A 16,240-nucleotide genomic window follows, 5' to 3' on the forward strand; every position below is an offset into this window, starting at 1 on the left:
CCCACCCCGCCTTCGACAGTTCTCTGCGATCTGCGATCTGTCTGGATGGCATGACCCGCTCCTGGTGGGTGTCGACCTTGGTCGACACGATGGATCCACGTCCTGCGTGGACAAGGCATTACCCGTAGAGCCGAGCCCATGCTCGGCTCTTTTTTGCCTGCAATCTCCGGCACAATCGAAGGCCTGATTCCCCCAGAAACGGTGAACGTGCAATGCGCATCCTGATTCTCGGCGCCGGTGGTACCGGCGGTTACTTCGGCGGCCGCCTGGCCCAGGCTGGCGTGGACGTCACCTTCCTGGTGCGCCCTGCACGCGCCGCCCAGCTGGACCGCGACGGTCTGGTCATCCGCAGCCCGCTGGGCGATGCCAGCTTCCCGGTGCAGCATGTCACTGCCGATGCCCTGCCCGCGCTCGCCGCGCAACGACCGTTCGACCTGGTCATCCTCAGCTGCAAGGCCTACGACCTGGACAGCTCGATTGACGCGATCGCCCCTGCGGTGGGCGCAGACACCACCGTGCTGCCGATCCTCAATGGGCTGCATCACTACAACGCACTCGACGCGCGCTTCGGTCGCGAGGCGGTACTCGGTGGCCTCTGCTTCATCAGCGCCACCAAGGCGCCCGATGGCGCGGTGCTGCATCTGGGCAAGCCGGCCAAGCTGACGTTCGGCGAGCGTGATGGCGGCACGATCTCCGCGCGCGTGCAGGCCTTCGCCGCCGCCTGTGCGCAGGCCAGCCTCGAGCATCTGGCCAGCGAGCACATCGGCCAGGAGCAGTGGATCAAGTACACCTTCCTGACCGCGTTGGCCGCGGCCACCTGCCTGCTGCGCGCGGATATCGGCAGCATCGTTGCCACCGATGATGGGCAGGCCATCGTGCGTGGCCTGTACGACGAATGCCTGGCGGTGGCCGAAGCGGCCGGTGAGCCGGTTCCCGATGCTGCGCAGGAGACAGCGCGCGGCACCTTGACCCAGGCCGGTTCAGCGCTGAAGGCATCGATGCTGCGCGACCTGGAAGCCGGCCAGCAGGTGGAAGCCGAACAGATCGTCGGTGACATGCTGGCGCGCGCACGCAAGGCCGACCAGGAAGCCCTGCTGCTGCAGGTCGCCTACAGCAGCCTGCAGGCCTACCAGGCGCTGCGCAGCGCGTGAGCCTCGCCTCGCCTGCGGGTGCCTTGCCCACCAGGGTGCTGATCCTCGGGCTGGGCTGGAGCGGGCGCGTGCTGGCCGCGCAGCTGCAGGCGCGGGGCGTGCACGTGGCCGGCACGGTGCGCGATCCGGCGTCGGCGCCGCACGACGGCGTGCACCGGCTTCAGCTGCGGGCCGATGCCCCGCTGTCACCGGCCCTGCTCGACGAAGTCGCGCAGGCCGACGCCGTGCTGTGCAGCGTGCCACCCGACGCTGAAGGCGATCCTGCACTGCGCCTGTTGCTGCCTGCACTGCAGGCCAGTCCTGCGCTGCGCTGGGTTGGCTATCTGTCGTCGACCTCGGTGTACGCCGACCGGGCCGGCGGCTGGATCGACGAAACCAGCGTGGCGGACGCCACCGAAGCCGCCGGCCTGCAACGCAGGCAGGCCGAAGCGCAATGGCGTGCACTTGCGGAGGAACGCGGCATCGCCTCGGCGGTGTTGCGCCTGCCCGGCCTGTATGGGCCTGGACGCAATGCGCTGCTGCAGCTGGCACAGGGGCGCGCACGCCATGTGGTGCGGCCTGGCCTGGTGTTCAACCGGCTGCACGTGCAGGACCTGGCGGCGGCGATCATCGCTGCGATGCAACGGCCCACGCCCCACGCCACGTACCTGCCGGCCGATGACGAGCCGGCACCGCCGCAGGACGTGCTGGCCTTCGCCGCGCAGCTGGGCGGGTTTGCGATGCCGCCTGCCGTGGCGTGGGACGACCCAGCGCTGAGCCCGACCTTGCGGCGCTTCTATGAAAGCAACAAGCGCATCGACAGCCGTCGCACGCGCGAAGCGCTGGGCTGGGAGCCGCGCTTCCCCAGCTACCGTGAGGGCCTGCGCGACCTGCTCCGGTAGTGCCGGCCGCTGGCCGGCAATCGCGCGATGTTTGCGGCGTTCATGCTGCTGCCGGCCAGCGGCCGGCACCACCCGATCAACCGGCGTCGGGCAGGCGGAAGAAAGCCCGCGTGGCGGCGGTGGCATTTGCGGCGGTCACCACCACGTCCTCGCCTCGGTCGCGTGCCAGTTCTTCCACGATGTGCGAGAGGAACATCGGTTCGTTGCGGCGGTCCTTGGGCAGCGGCTTCAGCGTGCGCGGCAGCAGGTATGGTGCATCGGTTTCGATCATCAGGCGGTTGGCCGGGATGTTCTTCACCAGCTCGCGCAGGTGCGCGCCCCGGCGCTCATCGCACAACCAGCCGGTGATGCCGATGTACCAGTCCTGGTCCAGGTAATCGAACAGTTCATCGCGTTCGCCGGTGAAGCAATGCACCACCGCGGGGCCGATGCGCCCCTTGAAGTTCTTCATCTGCGCCATGAAATCGGCATGCGCGTCGCGCTGGTGCAGGAACAATGGCTTTCCATTGTCTGCGGCCAGCTGCAGCTGGCGTTCGAACGCGCGGTGCTGGGCGGGGCGCGGCGAGAAATCACGGAAGTAGTCCAGCCCGCACTCGCCCACCGCCACTACTTCCGGATGGGCATGCAGCGCGCGCATCTCGGCGTCGCACTCTTCGGTGTACTCCACCGCGTGATGCGGGTGCACGCCGGCGGTGGCATACAGAAAACCCGGATGCTGCTGCGCCAGCTGCAGGGCCAGCGGCGAGTGCTCGCGGCTGGCGCCGGTGATCACCATCTGCACCACGCCGGCCTGGCGCGCGCGGTCCAGCACGGCGTCACGGTCGCGGTCGAAGGAGTCGTGGGTCAGGTTGGCGCCGATATCGATCAGGTGCATGGTCATCGCGGGAGAAAAGTGCCCGCGCATTGTACCTGCGCCCGTCGTGGCCCCTTATCCTTTGCACATGAACGCCCCGCTCTTCCCGATCTCCCCACTGCTGCCTCAGATCCAGCAGCACCTGGCCGTACAGCCGCGGCTGGTGCTGGAAGCCCCGCCGGGCGCCGGCAAGACCACCCAGGTGCCGCTGGCGCTGCTGGATGCGCCGTGGCTGCAGGGGCGGAAGATCATCCTGCTGGAACCGAGGCGGGTGGCCGCACGCAGCGCGGCGCTGTTCATGGCGCGGCAGCTGGGTGAAGAGGTGGGCGGCACGGTCGGCTACCGCATCCGCTTCGAGAACAAGGTCTCGGCGCGCACCCGCATCGAGGTCGTCACCGAAGGCATCCTGACCCGCATGCTGCAGGACGACCCGATGCTGGAAGACGTCGGTGCGATCCTGTTCGATGAATTCCATGAACGCCATCTCAGTGGTGACCTAGGCCTGGCACTGGCGCTGGACGTGCAGGCGCAGCTGCGCGACGACCTGCGCCTGGTGGTGATGTCGGCCACGCTGGATGGCGAGCGACTGGCGCGCTTCCTCGATGCACCGCGCTTGAGCAGCGAGGGCCGCAGCTACCCGGTGGCGATCAGCCATTTCCCGGCGCGTCGCGACGAAGCACTGGAACTGCAGGTGCGCCGTGCGGTGCAGCAGGCGCTGGCAGAACATCCCGGTGACCTGCTGGTGTTCCTGCCCGGCCAGCGCGAAATCGCGCGGGTGCAGGCCGGCCTGCAGGAATCTCTCGATGCAGGTGTCGAGGTGCTGGCCCTGCACGGCGAACTGCCGGTGGAGCAGCAGGCGCGCGTACTGCAGGCCGCCAGCGATGGCCGCCGCCGCGTGGTGCTGGCCACCAACGTGGCCGAATCCTCGGTGACCCTGCCCGGTGTGCGCGTGGTGATCGACAGCGGCCAGGCACGCGAACCGCGCTACGACCCCAACAGCGGCTTCACCCGGTTGGATGTGGTCGCCATTGCGCAGGCCTCGGCCGACCAGCGCGCCGGCCGTGCCGGGCGCGTGGCCGAGGGCGTGGCCTGGCGGCTATGGCCGCAGTCGCAGCGGCTGGAACCGCAGCGGCGCGCCGAGATCGACCAGGTGGAACTGGCCGGGCTGGCACTGGAACTGGCGGCCTGGGGCAGCAGCGACCTGCGCTTCCTCGATCCACCGCCGTCCGGACCGATGGCGGCAGCGCGAGAACTGCTGCAACGACTGGGCGCGCTGTCCGAATCCGGCGCGATCACCACGCTCGGTCGCCGGGTGCTGGCGCTGGGCACGCATCCGCGCATGGCGGCGATGCTGCTGGCCGCACCGGACGCACGTGCGCAGGCGCTGGCCGCCGATCTGGCAGCACTGCTGGAAGCGCGCGATCCGCTGCGCCAGGGCGGTGACGCGCTGGCGGCACGCTGGCGGGCGCTGGCGGCGTTCCGCAATGGCCGTGCACCAGGCGAGGCCAACCGCAGCGGGCTGGCCGCCATCGATGCCGCTGCCAAGCAGTGGCGCCGACGCCTGCGCTGCGAGGCCACCCCACTCACCAGCATCGAAGCGCACGAACTGGGTGACCTGCTCGCGCATGCCTTCCCCGACCGCATTGGCGTCCAGCACCCCAACGATCCGCTGCGCTACCTGCTGGCCAATGGCCGCAGCGCGCGCCTGCATGAACTGAGCGACCTGCGCGGCGAACCCTGGCTTGTGGCCAGCGAGCTGCGTTTCGAGGCGCGCGATGCGCTGCTGCTGCGCGCCGCACCGGTGGATGAAGGCCAGCTGCGCACGGCGTGGCCGGAGCGCTTCGTGACCGAAGATGTGGTGCGCTGGGACAGCGAGCGTCGCGCCCTGGTGGCGCTGCGCGAGACCCGTTTCGACCGCATCGTGCTCGACAGCCGCTCGGCCGGCCGTGTCGATCCGCAGCACGCCGCGCAGGCGCTGACCGACGCGGTGGCCGAGCTCGGCCTGCAGGCGCTGCCGTGGACCGAAGGCCTGCGCCAGTGGCAGGCACGGGTGGAATCGCTGCGGCGCTGGATGCCGGAACTGGAACTGCCCGATTGCAGCGACGCCGCCCTGCTGGCCAACCGCGCGCAGTGGCTGCAACCCGCGTTCGCCGGAAAGAGCCGCCTGGATGCGCTGGACGAGGCCAGTTTCGGCGAGGCGCTGAAGTCGCCCTTGGAGTGGTCGCAGCGGCAACTGGTTGAACGTCATGCGCCGACCCGCATCACCGTGCCGTCCGGACTGGAGCGGCCGATCACCTATGCATTGGACAGCGAAAACGGCGAACCACTGCCGCCGGTGCTGGCGGTGAAGCTGCAGGAACTGTTCGGCCTGGCCGACACCCCACGCATCGCCGATGGCCGCGTGCCGTTGACCCTGCACCTGCTCTCGCCCGGCGGCCGCCCGCTGCAGGTCACCCAGGACCTGCGAAACTTCTGGGAAAACACCTACGCCGAAGTGAAGAAGGAAATGAAGGGCCGTTACCCGCGTCATCCGTGGCCGGATGATCCGTGGACGGCCACCGCGACGCACCGGGCCAAGCCGCGCGGGACCTGACCGGTCGTGCCGGCTGCAGACCCTTCCTGATCCTGAATGGCTGCGCTGGAGTCACGCCACGCACCGCCCCGCCTGACATACCGTTTACGGGCAACACGCGACACTGGACTTCGACCCGAGGCAAAGGACCCCCGCATGAGCAAGCTGACTGTAATCACCGACCGCGCCCTGGAGCGCGCCCTGGAGCTGGCCCACACTGCCGGCGATGGCCTGAAGAGCGCCGGTGGCAGCCTGCGCAATGCGGACTGGATCAAGACCGGTGCCGCCATCGGCGCAGTGAAGACCGGCGGCAAGGCCGCCACCAAGTTCGTGCGCCGCAACCCGGCAGTGGCCGTGGCCGCAGCCGCGGTGGGTGTCGGCCTGCTGGGCTATGCGCTGTACCGCAAGCAGCAGAAGAAGAAGGCCGCCAATGGCCACGTGGTGAATGGGCAGGCGCAGCGCATCAGCGCACGTGACCGCCGCAATGCCACCGTGGTTGACGAGCATAGCGATATCGGCAGCGACGCCTGAGGCATTGCGCGTTGCCAGGGCCGGACCGCTTCCACGGGAGGCGCTCCGGCCCTTTCCGTTTCTGCGGGTGTGTTCAGCCGATCTGCCGCCACTGCCCCGGTTGCAGGTCGTCCAGCCGGTACGGCCCCATCGCCATCCGCACCAGCCGTAGTGTCGGCAGGTTCACCGCCGCGGTCATCCGCCGCACCTGGCGATTGCGGCCCTCGCGGATCGTGATCGCCAGCCACGCATCGGGCACGGTCTTGCGGAAGCGCACGGGCGGATCACGTGTCCACAGCGAAGGTGCTGGATCGAGGCGTTCGATCTTCGCCGGAAGGGTCGGCCCGTCATTGAGCAGCACGCCGTCGCGCAGCTGCTGCAGCTGCTCGTCGCTGGGCGTTCCCTCCACCTGCACCCAGTAGGTCTTGTCGGCCTTGTGCTTCGGGTCGGTGAGCTTGTGCGCCAGCGTGCCGTTGTCGGTCAGCAGCAGCAGGCCTTCGCTGTCGTGGTCCAGGCGGCCGGCGGCGTACACCCGCGGCGGCAGGCCGAATCCCGCCAGGGTCGGCCGCGGCGGCACGCTGCGGTCGGTGAACTGGCAGAGCACGTTGAAGGGCTTGTTGAAGGCAATCAGCATCGCGGGTGCGGCAGGCGGTGGGTACGGCATTGTCCCATTCCCGCGCCGCCGCCGCGATCATCGCCGGCTCAGCCGAACACCTTCCATTCCAGCAGGAACGACCCCAGCACCAGCGCGATGCCGCACGCCGCGATGATGTTGGCGCGGCGCCGCAGGCGTGAGGAGGGCGGGCGGGCGCTGCGTGCACGTTCTTCCAGCAGGACGCCGGCGAACAGCACTCCGAAACCAGCGGCCCCGACCAGGTCGTGGGCGTGGCCGCCGTAGAACACGAAATCGATCAGCCGCGTCAGCACCATTACCGCGACGGCGATGTAAAGAATCTTCTTCAACAGTCCATGTCCTTGAATACGATTGAACCCCGGCGCGCACGGTGAGCCGGGCATGGGCCCGGCTCTATTGTGGGCACTCCGCGCTGGCAATGCGGCGTGCCGCCTTACGGCTTGATGAAGCGCAGGGTCATGCGGTCGCTTTCGCCGATCGCCTGGTACTTCGCGTCGTCGGCCTTGTCGTGCTGGTTGGTCGGCGGCAGCGTCCACACCCCGTTCGGGTGGTCCTTGGTGTCGCGCGGGTTGGCGTTGACCTCGCTGCGTGCCTCCAGCTTGAAGCCGTCCGCCTCGGCCATCGCAATCACCTGCTGCTGGCCGACGTAGCCGGTGTCATCGTCGTCGGCCACATCGGCCTTGGCGCGATGCTCGACCACGCCCAGCACGCCACCCGGCTTGAGCACGTTGAAGAAGCCCTGGAACATGCCCTGCGCCTGGCCGGCCTTGCGCCAGTTGTGCACGTTGCGGAAGGTCAGCACCACGTCGGCTGAACTGGCCGGACCGAACACCGGCTTGGCCGGATCGTAGGCGACCACGGCGGTCTTGCCGAACTGTGCCGGTGCAGCGGCGTACTTCTTTTCCAGGCTGTCGCGGCTGCGCTGCTGGTAATCCCGGCCACGGCCTTCGGGCACCGCCATCGGATCGACCACGGCGGCGACGTAGTGGCCCTTGCCATGCAGCAGCGGCGCCAGGATTTCCGAGTACCAGCCATTGCCGGGGGTGATCTCGATGACGGTCTTGTCAGGCGCGACCTTGAAGAAGGACAGCGTCTGCGCCGGATGGCGATAGGTGTCGCGCTTGACGTTGTTGGCATCGCGGGTGGGCGCCTTCACCGCCGCATCGATGGCCGGCGAGACCTGGATCTTCGCCGGTGCCACCGTGGCCGGTGCGGCAAATGCGGGAACAGCGGCGAGCAGGGCCGAGGCAAGCAGCAGGCGGCAACCACGCAGGGACGAAGCAGGCATCATCGGGGCGACTCCAGCGGAAGATGCGGCGAGACTAGCAGTCGCAGCGCCCCAGGTGTTCACAAAACGTTAGCCGGAGGCGTGCGGCGGAACACTGTTTTGTGGTCGCCGCCGCAGCGCGGTCACACAACGCGTTCTATTCTGGAGCACTTCCCCCAAGGAGTCCGTGCCCATGACGGCAACCCGCGAACTGGGCCGTTCCGGCCTGCATGTACGTCCGCTCGCCTTCGGTGGCAACGTGTTCGGCTGGAGCGCCGATGAGAAGGCCAGCTTCACCCTGCTCGATGCCTTCGTCGACGCCGGCTTCAATCTGGTCGACACCGCCGACGTGTACTCGGCGTGGGTGCCGGGCAATGCCGGCGGCGAATCGGAAACGCTGATCGGCAAATGGTTTGCCCGCAGCGGCAAGCGCGACAAGGTGGTGCTGGCGACCAAGGTGGCCAAGTGGGCCGAGCGCCCCGGCCTGACCCCGGACAACATCAATGCTGCCATCGAGGATTCGCTGCGCCGCCTGCAGACCGACGTGATCGACCTGTACCAGGCCCACGAGGATGACGAGTCGACGCCGCTGGAAGCCACGCTGGCCGCGTTCGGCCGCCTGATCGAAGCCGGCAAGGTTCGCGCCATCGGTGCCTCCAACTACAGCGCCACGCGCCTGGCCGATGCGCTGAAGGTGTCCACCGACTACAAGCTGCCGCGCTACGAAACCCTGCAGCCGGAGTACAATCTGTACGACCGCGCCGGCTACGAGAAGGAGCTGGAACCGTTGGTGCAGCGCGAGCAGATCGGCGTGATCGGCTACTACGCGCTGGCCAGTGGCTTCCTCAGCGGCAAGTACCGCACACCGGCCGATGCGGCCAAGAGCCCGGCGCGGGGCGAGAACGTGGTGAAGCGTTACCTCAACCCGCGCGGCCTGCGCATCCTGGAAGCACTGGATGACGTGGCCAGCAAGCACAACGCCAGCGCCGCGCAGATCGCGCTGGCCTGGCAGATCGCGCGGCCGTCGATTACCGCGCCGATCGTCAGCGCCACCAGCGTCGAGCAGCTGCACGACCTGCTGGCGGCGGCCAACGTGTCGCTGAGCCTGCAGGATGTCGCGCAACTCGATGCCGCCAGCAAAGAGGGCTGAGGTGTAGTGCCGGCCGCTGGCCGGCATCGCACAACAGCGAAGAAAATAATTGAACAAAATGGTTGCGCACGACTAAATCGTGGTTTATCGTGCGCACCTCGTTTCAACAACCACTGGAAACTTCCCTTGAACGCGCATTCCGTCGCCACCGCCAAACTGCTGCCATGCCTGCGCATGGACGTGCTGGCGCGCGCGTTCGGCAAGGACGTCCAGCTGACAACGGCCTGATACCCGCCCTGCGGAGATCGGCCACCCCGATCTCCGAGGCCTGACGACGCCCTCGGAACGCAAGTCCCGGGGGCGTTTTCGTTTGCGTCGGCACAAGGACCCGCGATGCCAGAACTGCACCCCGCGCGGCAACCCGCCGCTCACTGACCCAGGTTTTTCCGCCCCGCCGAAGGATTTACTTCGCGCGAACGGCGACGCCTGGACATTATCTGCATCGCACCCAAACATTATCGCTCGCGATAATGTCGGCGGCCTGCACCCTCGATTTTCCAACGGTCCCGTTTCCACCACGGGCTGGTGCGCGCGGCGTTGCCGTGGCGTATGCCGGAGGTCGCGGACAGGCCATCGCCTGGATCGCCTGCTGGACGCAGGCACCGGTTCGCCGGTACGCGGTTCGATTCCGCGCGGTTCCCAACTGGATAGCTCAGCTTGGTCAGAGCAACGGATCCTGATTCCGTCTGTCGTGGGTTCGATTCCCACTCCAACCACATGACCTGTCACGTCATGACTTGAAGCAACACCCGGGGCGCAAGCCCCAGCGGCCATCGTCGCCGTCCCTGCCACCGCCTTCGGGCGCGGCCAGGAAGGCAACGGACCACACGCCGGGCCCTGGCCCGTCGCCACCCATTGCCCCGCTCCGCACCGGTGCTGCCTGCCGGCAACGACGATGGCACGGGTGATGACGCGCCGCAGGCTCCGCGTGCGGACCGTCCGGCGATGGCCGCCCTCTTCCGCGGGCTGCACACGCTGTGCAGCCGGCCACGCCACGACCTGATCGGCCCGGGTCATGACGTTTCATCCCATCGGGTCGAACCACCAGAGCCATACAAGGAGAGACTCCCATGTTCTGGACCATCAAGGTCGTGATCGGCGACGGCGAGCGCGGCCTGGTGTATCGCAACCGTCGTTTCCAGCAGATCCTGCTGCCGGGCGTGCACCGCCTGTCGCCCTTGGGCGGCCGCCCGCAGGTGGACATCCACACCGCATCGAAGGGCGCGGCCTACACCGGCAGCGACCAGGACAGCCTGATCGAGGCACTGGGCGCACGGCTGGACACGCACTTCGTGCTGGCCAACGTCGGTGCTGCCGAGGTCGGCCTGTTGCTGCGCAATGGCCGCATCGATGAAGTCCTGCCGCCGGGCAGCCGCCGTCTGTACTGGCGGGGTTCGGTCGACACCCAGGTGCGCGTGATGGCGCTGGGTGACGAGCCGCGCATTGCGGCGGACGTGCAGCAGCGCCTGGGCCAGCTGGGCGTGCTGCCGCGTGTAGCGGTGATCAGCACCGTGCCGAGCGAGTCGGTCGGCCTGCTGTTCATTGATGGCACGCTGCGGCAGACGCTGGACGCCGGCCTGCACGCGTTCTGGAACTTCAACGGCAATGTGTCGGTGGAGCGTGTGGAGCTGCGTGCGCGTTCGCTGGACGTGTCCGGCCAGGAACTGCTGAGCCGCGACAAGGTGACCCTGCGGGTGAACCTGGCCGCGACCGTGCAGGTGGTTGACCCGGTGCGCGCACACCGCACGCTCAGCAATGCCGACGAGTTCGTCTACCGGCAACTGCAGTTCGGCCTGCGCCAGGCGATCGCCGCGCGCAGCCTGGACGAGCTGCTGGGCGACAAGGCGGCACTGGACGGCGAGATCGCCGCGCATGTGCAGGCGGCGATCGAGGGCCACGGCGTGCGGTTGCTCGGCGTCGGCATCAAGGACGTGATCCTGCCGGGCGAGATGAAGGAGATCCTCAATGGCGTGGTGCTGGCCGAGAAGCAGGCCCAGGCCAGCGTGATCCGCCGGCGCGAGGAGGCCAATGCCACGCGTTCGCAGCTCAACACCGCAAAGCTGATCGAGGACAACCCGGTGCTGATGCGCTTGAAGGAGCTGGAGGCGCTGGAGAAGGTCACCGAGAAGATCGACAAGCTCACCGTGTTCGGCGGCCTGGACGGCGTGCTGAAGCAGCTGGTGACGATCAGGTAAGGGGTAGCGGTGGCGCAGGGACGCGCCACCGGCCCATCAAGGACATACACGAAGACATGGACACTCAACACAACTATCAATGGCTGCACGCCGAGGGCACCACGCCAATCAAGGGCTGGGTCAACGGGGTGCCGCTGGAAGCGCAGGCGCATGAGCAGCTGCGCAACATCGCCGCGATCCCGTTCGTCGGGCCGTGGGTGGCGGTGATGCCGGACGTGCACCTGGGCAAGGGCGCGACCGTGGGCTCGGTGATCCCGACCCGCGGCGCGATCATCCCGGCCGCGGTCGGCGTCGACATCGGCTGTGGCATGGCCGCCGTGCGTACCACGCTGCGCGCCAATGACCTGCCCGATGACCTGCGGCAGCTGCGCAACAGCATCGAGCGCAGCATCCCGGTCGGCAACGGCCGCGGCGGCGAGCACCAGCGCATGCCCGACAGCATCCACACCCGGCTGGTGCAGTCCGGGCTGGGGGCCGGGCTGGAGAAGATCAAGGACAAGCACCACCGGATCCGCACCGACAAGCTTGACCGCCAGCTGGGCACGCTGGGTGGCGGCAACCACTTCATCGAACTGTGCCTGGACGAGACGGACGCGGTGTGGGTGATGCTGCACAGCGGTTCGCGTGGCACCGGCAACCTGATCGGCACCTACTTCATCGAGAAGGCGCGCGAGGAGCTGGCCCGGCGCGTGCTCGGCTTCCACCTGCCGGACAAGGACCTGGCGTTCTTCATGGAAGGCGAGCCGCTGTTCGATGACTACGTCGAGGCGGTGTCGTGGGCGCAGGACTACGCCCGGCAGAACCGCGAGGCGATGATGTCGCGGGTGCTGGCCGAGATGCGCCACCGGCTGCCGAAGTTCCAGCTGGCGGCGATGGCGGTGAACTGCCACCACAACTACGTGCAGAAGGAGACGCACAACGGGCAGGAGCTGCTGGTGACGCGCAAGGGGGCGGTCAGTGCCCGCGAAGGCGAGCTGGGCATCATTCCCGGCAGCATGGGCACGCGCAGCTACATCGTGCGTGGCAAGGGCAACGCGGAGAGCTTCCACAGCTGCAGCCACGGCGCCGGCCGGGTGATGAGCCGTGGCAGCGCACGCCAGCAGATCACCCTGGCCCAGCACCGCGAAGCCACCGCGCACGTGGAATGCCGCAAGGACAGCGGCGTGCTGGACGAGTCACCGGCGGCGTACAAGTCGATCGATGACGTGATGGCGGCACAGCTGGACCTGGTCGACGTGGTGCACACCCTGCACCAGGTGCTGTGCGTGAAGGGATGAGGGAACGGTGCCGGCCAAGGCCGGCACCCACCGTGCCTCAATGGTGCCCGACCACCCTGCAGTAGATCCACGCCATGCGTGGATGCAGCGGCGCCGACCAGGGTCGGCCTCTACAGAACAAGCCCGATCAGCGCGGCACGCTGTCTTCGGCCACCAGCGCATGATGCATGCCGATTCCCGCGCGCACTCCTTCGGCGGTGGCCAGGGTGATGTTGCCGACCGTGGTCGCATCGCCTGCGGCATACACGTTCGGCACCGAGGTCTGCTTCATCGCATCGACCTCGATCAGAACGCCCAGCGGGCTCTCGGCCAACGTGCAGCCCAGCCGCTGCACCAGCGGCGTGGCCATCGCCTGGGTGGCCGGAACGAACAGTGCCCGCTGCGCGACGCGACGGCCATCGGCCAGTTCCACTTCCAGCCAGCTCGGCTGGTCGCCCTGCACGCCCATTACCGGCGAGGTCTCGATCTGCACCCCGCGCTGCTGCATGGCGGCGCGTTCGTCATCGGTGATCGGCAGGCCCTGGCTGAAGAAGGTGACATTGCCCCAGTCGGCGAACAGCGGCGCCTTGGCGGCCGACATCGGGTGGCCGCCGAGCAGGCCGATCGCACCGCCACCGACTTCATAGCCATGGCAGTAGGGGCAGTGCAGCACGGTACTGCCCCAGCGCTCGGCCAGGCCCGGCAGCTCCGGCAGCTGATCGGCGATGCCGCTGGCCAGCAGCAGTTTGCGCGCGGCCAGCACCTGGCCGTCGGCGGTCTCCACTTCAACCCCATCGCGGGTGCTGCGGGCATGCACCGCTTCGGCGTGCACCCAGCGCACGCTGGGGTAGTCCAGCAGCTGCTGGCGTGCGGTTTTCAGCAGCTCGGCGCCACTGACACCATCCAGCCCCAGCACGCCATGCGAATGGCTGGCGAAGCGGTTGCGCGGCGAACCGGCGTCGATGACGGTGACCGGGCGACGGGCGCGGGCCAGGATCAGGCCGGCGGCGATGCCGGCATAGCTGCCGCCGACGATGAGCACATCAGGATTCATGCTGACCTTCCAGGGAACGGTGATGGGCGAGATGGCGGGCGAATTCGGCACCGAGCTGGTCCAGCGTGGCTGCCTGCAGGCGCTGTTCGAGCAGCCGCTGGGCCTCGCGCGCGCCCTCCAGCAGGGCGCTGTTGACCAGGTGCTGGATCGGGCAACCGCCGCCGGAATCGCGGGCACCGACCTGTACCAGCGGCGGCGCGCCTACGGCCAGATAGATGTCGTGCAGGGTGATGGTGGCGGCGTCGCGGGCCAGCTGGCTGCCGCCGCCGTGGCCGCGTGCGGTGTGCACCAGGCCGGCCCTGTGCAGCTGCGCCAGCAGGCGCCGGATCACCACCGGATGGGTCGGCAGGCACGACGCCAGCTGTTCGGAGGTGCGCGGTGCGCTCTGGCCGACCAGGTGCGCCATCACGTGCAGGGCATCGGAAAGCGGGTTCGCGGACTTCATGTAACAACAATAGTTACATTTAAATCCCCTGTCCAGAGTCTGCTTTCGTTCCATATGGACATATTTGTCCTATGAAATGTTTCCTTCACTTCGCTAAACGAAACGCGAATGTGATCAACGTCGCACTTCAGAGGTGATCGAAACCGGTCGATACCGCATCGCCCCTTCCCGAGAGCCCCTTCCGATGAATGCGTCTGTCCGTGCACCCCGCCTGCAGTCCAAGCTGCTCGGCGCGGTTTCCGTTGGCCTGGCCGTAGTCCTGTTGTGCGCCCTGGCAGGTCTTGCTTCCGCCTGGTTGAAGCTGTCCACCGATGTCCCGCCCGAAGTCGCGCACAGCCGCGATGCCGAGCGCCTGCAGCGCGAGTTCCGCGGCCAGGTGCAGGAATGGAAGAACGTACTGCTGCGCGGGCATGACGACGCGCTGCGTCAGCATCACCTGGAGGCCTTCGACAGCGAAGGCCGTCTGGTCGAACAACTGGCCAAGGGCCTCGCCAGCAGCCCGGATGCGCGCACGCGCGAGCAGGCGCAGGCCTTCATCGGACTGCATGCGCAGCTGCAGAAGGACTATCACGCCGCGCTGCAGGCTTTCGCCGCCGCCGGCTACGATCCCGCCGCTGGCGACACCCTGGTGCGTAGCAAGGATCGTCCGGTGGCCACCGCACTGGATGCGCTGAGCACGCAGGCCACGCAGGTGGCCGAAGCGGCACTGGCGGCACGTTCGCAGCAGGCGCGGCAGACGCTGCTGCTGTGCGCGGCGCTGACCGTGCTGGCCGCGGTGCTGCTGCTGATCGGCCTGGCCTGGTGGTTGCGGCGTGCGGTGGTGCAGCCGGTGCTGGCGGTGGAAACTGCCGCACGCGCGGTCGCCGCTGGCGACCTGCAGCACGTGGTGCGGGTGAGCAGCCGCGATGAGATCGGCCGCCTCGCGCAGGCGATGCAGGCGGTGCAATCGACGCTGCGCGGCGTACTGGATGCACAGGGCGCGATGGCGCAGGCGCACGAGGCCGGCACCATCAGCCATCGCATGGATGCCAGCGCCTTCCCCGGCGCGTTCGGCGAAATGGTGGCCGACAGCAATGCACTGGTGGATGCGCACATCCAGGTGAAGATGCGCGCGATCGCGATCATGGGCCGCTATGCCATCGGCGACCTCAGCCAGGACATGGAACGCCTGCCCGGCGAGAAGGCGGTGATCACCGAAGCGCTGGATACCGCCAAGGCCAATCTGGGCACCATCAATGGCGAGATCCGCCGCCTGGCCGAAGCCGCCGCCGCCGGCGACTTCAGCCAGCGCGGCGACAGCGCGCGCTTCGAACATGACTTCCGCGCGATGGTCCACGGCCTGAACCGCCTGATGCAGGCCACCGAACTGAACCTCGGTGAGGTCTCCGGCATGCTGCGCGCGATTGCCGATGGCCGCCTCGGCGCACGCATGCACGGCGATTTCCAGGGCGTGTTCGCCCGCATCGCCGGCGACGCCAACACCACCGCCGCGCAGTTGGCGACCATTGTCACCGACATCAAGCACGCTTCCGGCAACATCCACACGGCTGCGGCGGAGATTGCCGCCGGCAACAACGACCTGTCGCGTCGTACCGAGCAGCAGGCCGCCAACCTGGAAGAGACCGCCGCGTCGATGGAGGAACTGACCTCCACCGTGCGGCAGAACGCCGAGCACGCGCGCCAGGCCAACCAGCTGGCGATCGGCGCGCACAGCGTCGCCTCGCAGGGCGGCAGCGTGGTCGGCCAGGTGGTGGCGACGATGGGCGCGATCGAGACCTCGTCGCGGCAGATCGCGGAGATCATCAGCGTGATCGATGGCATCGCGTTCCAGACCAACATCCTGGCGTTGAACGCTGCGGTGGAAGCCGCGCGTGCCGGCGAACAGGGCCGTGGCTTCGCCGTGGTCGCCAGCGAGGTGCGCACGCTGGCGCAGCGTTCGGCCGCTGCGGCGAAGGAGATCAAGTCATTGATCGAGGCCTCGGTGGAACAGGTCGGGCACGGTGCGCAGCGCGTGCGCGAGGCCGGCGACACCATGGCCGAGATCGTGGCCTCGGTGCGGCGCGTGACCGACATCATGGCCGAGATCTCCGCCGCGTCGCAGGAACAGAGCGCTGGCATCGAGCAGGTCAGCCAGACCGTGATCCAGATGGATGGCACCACCCAGCAGAACGCTGCGCTGGTGGAAGAGGCCAGCGCCGCTGCACGCAGCCTGGAGCAGCAGGCAAACCGCCTGATCGATGCCGTGGATGTATTTGACCTGTCGACCACGGCG

General features: G+C 68.2%; 14 protein-coding genes and 1 tRNA gene. 9 read left to right on the forward strand and 6 right to left on the reverse strand.

Annotation, left to right across the window (positions count from 1 at the left end; all coding sequences use genetic code 11):
* Positions 1–212 precede the first annotated feature (212 nt).
* Positions 213–1,151: a 2-dehydropantoate 2-reductase gene (gene panE, locus N7590_RS19635; RefSeq protein WP_164240771.1), complete on the forward strand. Its 939-nt coding sequence runs from the start codon at positions 213–215 to the stop codon at positions 1,149–1,151.
* Positions 1,148–2,032, forward strand: coding sequence for an NAD-dependent epimerase/dehydratase family protein (locus tag N7590_RS19640; RefSeq protein WP_164240772.1), 885 nt, complete (start codon positions 1,148–1,150; stop codon positions 2,030–2,032). Before panE ends, N7590_RS19640 begins: the two co-directional genes overlap by 4 nt.
* A 76-nt stretch (positions 2,033–2,108) precedes the next feature.
* Here N7590_RS19640 and N7590_RS19645 read toward each other — a convergent pair whose 3' ends face one another.
* Positions 2,109–2,906 (reverse strand): TatD family hydrolase, encoded by a 798-nt coding sequence (locus N7590_RS19645; protein WP_164240773.1) that lies wholly within the window; start codon positions 2,904–2,906, stop codon positions 2,109–2,111.
* Positions 2,907–2,973: 67 nt separating this feature from the next.
* Between N7590_RS19645 and hrpB the strand changes: the two genes are divergently transcribed.
* Complete coding sequence (gene hrpB / locus N7590_RS19650) at positions 2,974–5,478, forward strand: ATP-dependent helicase HrpB (RefSeq protein ID WP_164240774.1); 2,505 nt, start codon at positions 2,974–2,976, stop codon at positions 5,476–5,478.
* 135 nt (positions 5,479–5,613) lie between these two features.
* The gene (locus tag N7590_RS19655; RefSeq protein WP_008266133.1) at positions 5,614–5,988 is read left to right on the forward strand and encodes a hypothetical protein; all 375 of its coding nucleotides are present in this window, start codon (positions 5,614–5,616) and stop codon (positions 5,986–5,988) included.
* Between the two features lie 73 nt (positions 5,989–6,061).
* Here N7590_RS19655 and N7590_RS19660 read toward each other — a convergent pair whose 3' ends face one another.
* The 3 genes from N7590_RS19660 to N7590_RS19670 form a co-directional block, all read right to left on the reverse strand.
* Positions 6,062–6,601, reverse strand: coding sequence for a pseudouridine synthase (locus tag N7590_RS19660; protein WP_053451402.1), 540 nt, complete (start codon positions 6,599–6,601; stop codon positions 6,062–6,064).
* Positions 6,602–6,669: 68 nt separating this feature from the next.
* Positions 6,670–6,930 carry a hypothetical protein gene (locus tag N7590_RS19665; RefSeq protein WP_164240775.1) on the reverse strand — a complete coding sequence of 87 codons (261 nt, stop codon included), beginning with the start codon at positions 6,928–6,930 and terminating at the stop codon, positions 6,670–6,672.
* Positions 6,931–7,034: 104 nt separating this feature from the next.
* Positions 7,035–7,892 (reverse strand): class I SAM-dependent methyltransferase, encoded by an 858-nt coding sequence (locus N7590_RS19670; protein ID WP_164240776.1) that lies wholly within the window; start codon positions 7,890–7,892, stop codon positions 7,035–7,037.
* A 169-nt stretch (positions 7,893–8,061) separates the two neighbouring features.
* Here N7590_RS19670 and N7590_RS19675 point away from each other — a divergent pair, with 169 nt between their 5' ends.
* The 4 genes from N7590_RS19675 (at position 8,062) to N7590_RS19690 (ending at position 12,490) form a co-directional block, all read left to right on the forward strand.
* Entirely contained in the window at positions 8,062–9,018 is a 957-nt protein-coding gene (locus N7590_RS19675) for an aldo/keto reductase (protein WP_164240777.1), read from the forward strand.
* A 644-nt stretch (positions 9,019–9,662) separates the two neighbouring features.
* Positions 9,663–9,734 (forward strand) — tRNA-Gln (locus N7590_RS19680).
* Between the two features lie 354 nt (positions 9,735–10,088).
* Positions 10,089–11,213, forward strand: coding sequence for a slipin family protein (locus N7590_RS19685; protein WP_164240778.1), 1,125 nt, complete (start codon positions 10,089–10,091; stop codon positions 11,211–11,213).
* 56 nt (positions 11,214–11,269) lie between these two features.
* Positions 11,270–12,490 (forward strand): RtcB family protein, encoded by a 1,221-nt coding sequence (locus N7590_RS19690; RefSeq protein ID WP_164240779.1) that lies wholly within the window; start codon positions 11,270–11,272, stop codon positions 12,488–12,490.
* 127 nt (positions 12,491–12,617) lie between these two features.
* On the opposite strand, the gene N7590_RS19695 is transcribed toward N7590_RS19690, so the two are convergent.
* The gene (locus N7590_RS19695) at positions 12,618–13,523 is read right to left on the reverse strand and encodes an NAD(P)/FAD-dependent oxidoreductase (protein WP_164240780.1); all 906 of its coding nucleotides are present in this window, start codon (positions 13,521–13,523) and stop codon (positions 12,618–12,620) included.
* A complete protein-coding gene (locus tag N7590_RS19700; protein ID WP_164240781.1) occupies positions 13,513–13,968 on the reverse strand; it encodes an Rrf2 family transcriptional regulator in 456 nt (151 codons plus the stop codon). Before N7590_RS19700 ends, N7590_RS19695 begins: the two co-directional genes overlap by 11 nt.
* Positions 13,969–14,152: 184 nt before the next feature.
* Here N7590_RS19700 and N7590_RS19705 point away from each other — a divergent pair.
* Positions 14,153–16,240: methyl-accepting chemotaxis protein (locus tag N7590_RS19705; protein ID WP_279935814.1), on the forward strand; the 2,088-nt coding region annotated here is incomplete at its 3' end.

The sequence above is a fragment of the Stenotrophomonas sp. GD04024 genome (assembly GCF_029837545.1).
GTDB lineage: Bacteria > Pseudomonadota > Gammaproteobacteria > Xanthomonadales > Xanthomonadaceae > Stenotrophomonas > Stenotrophomonas forensis.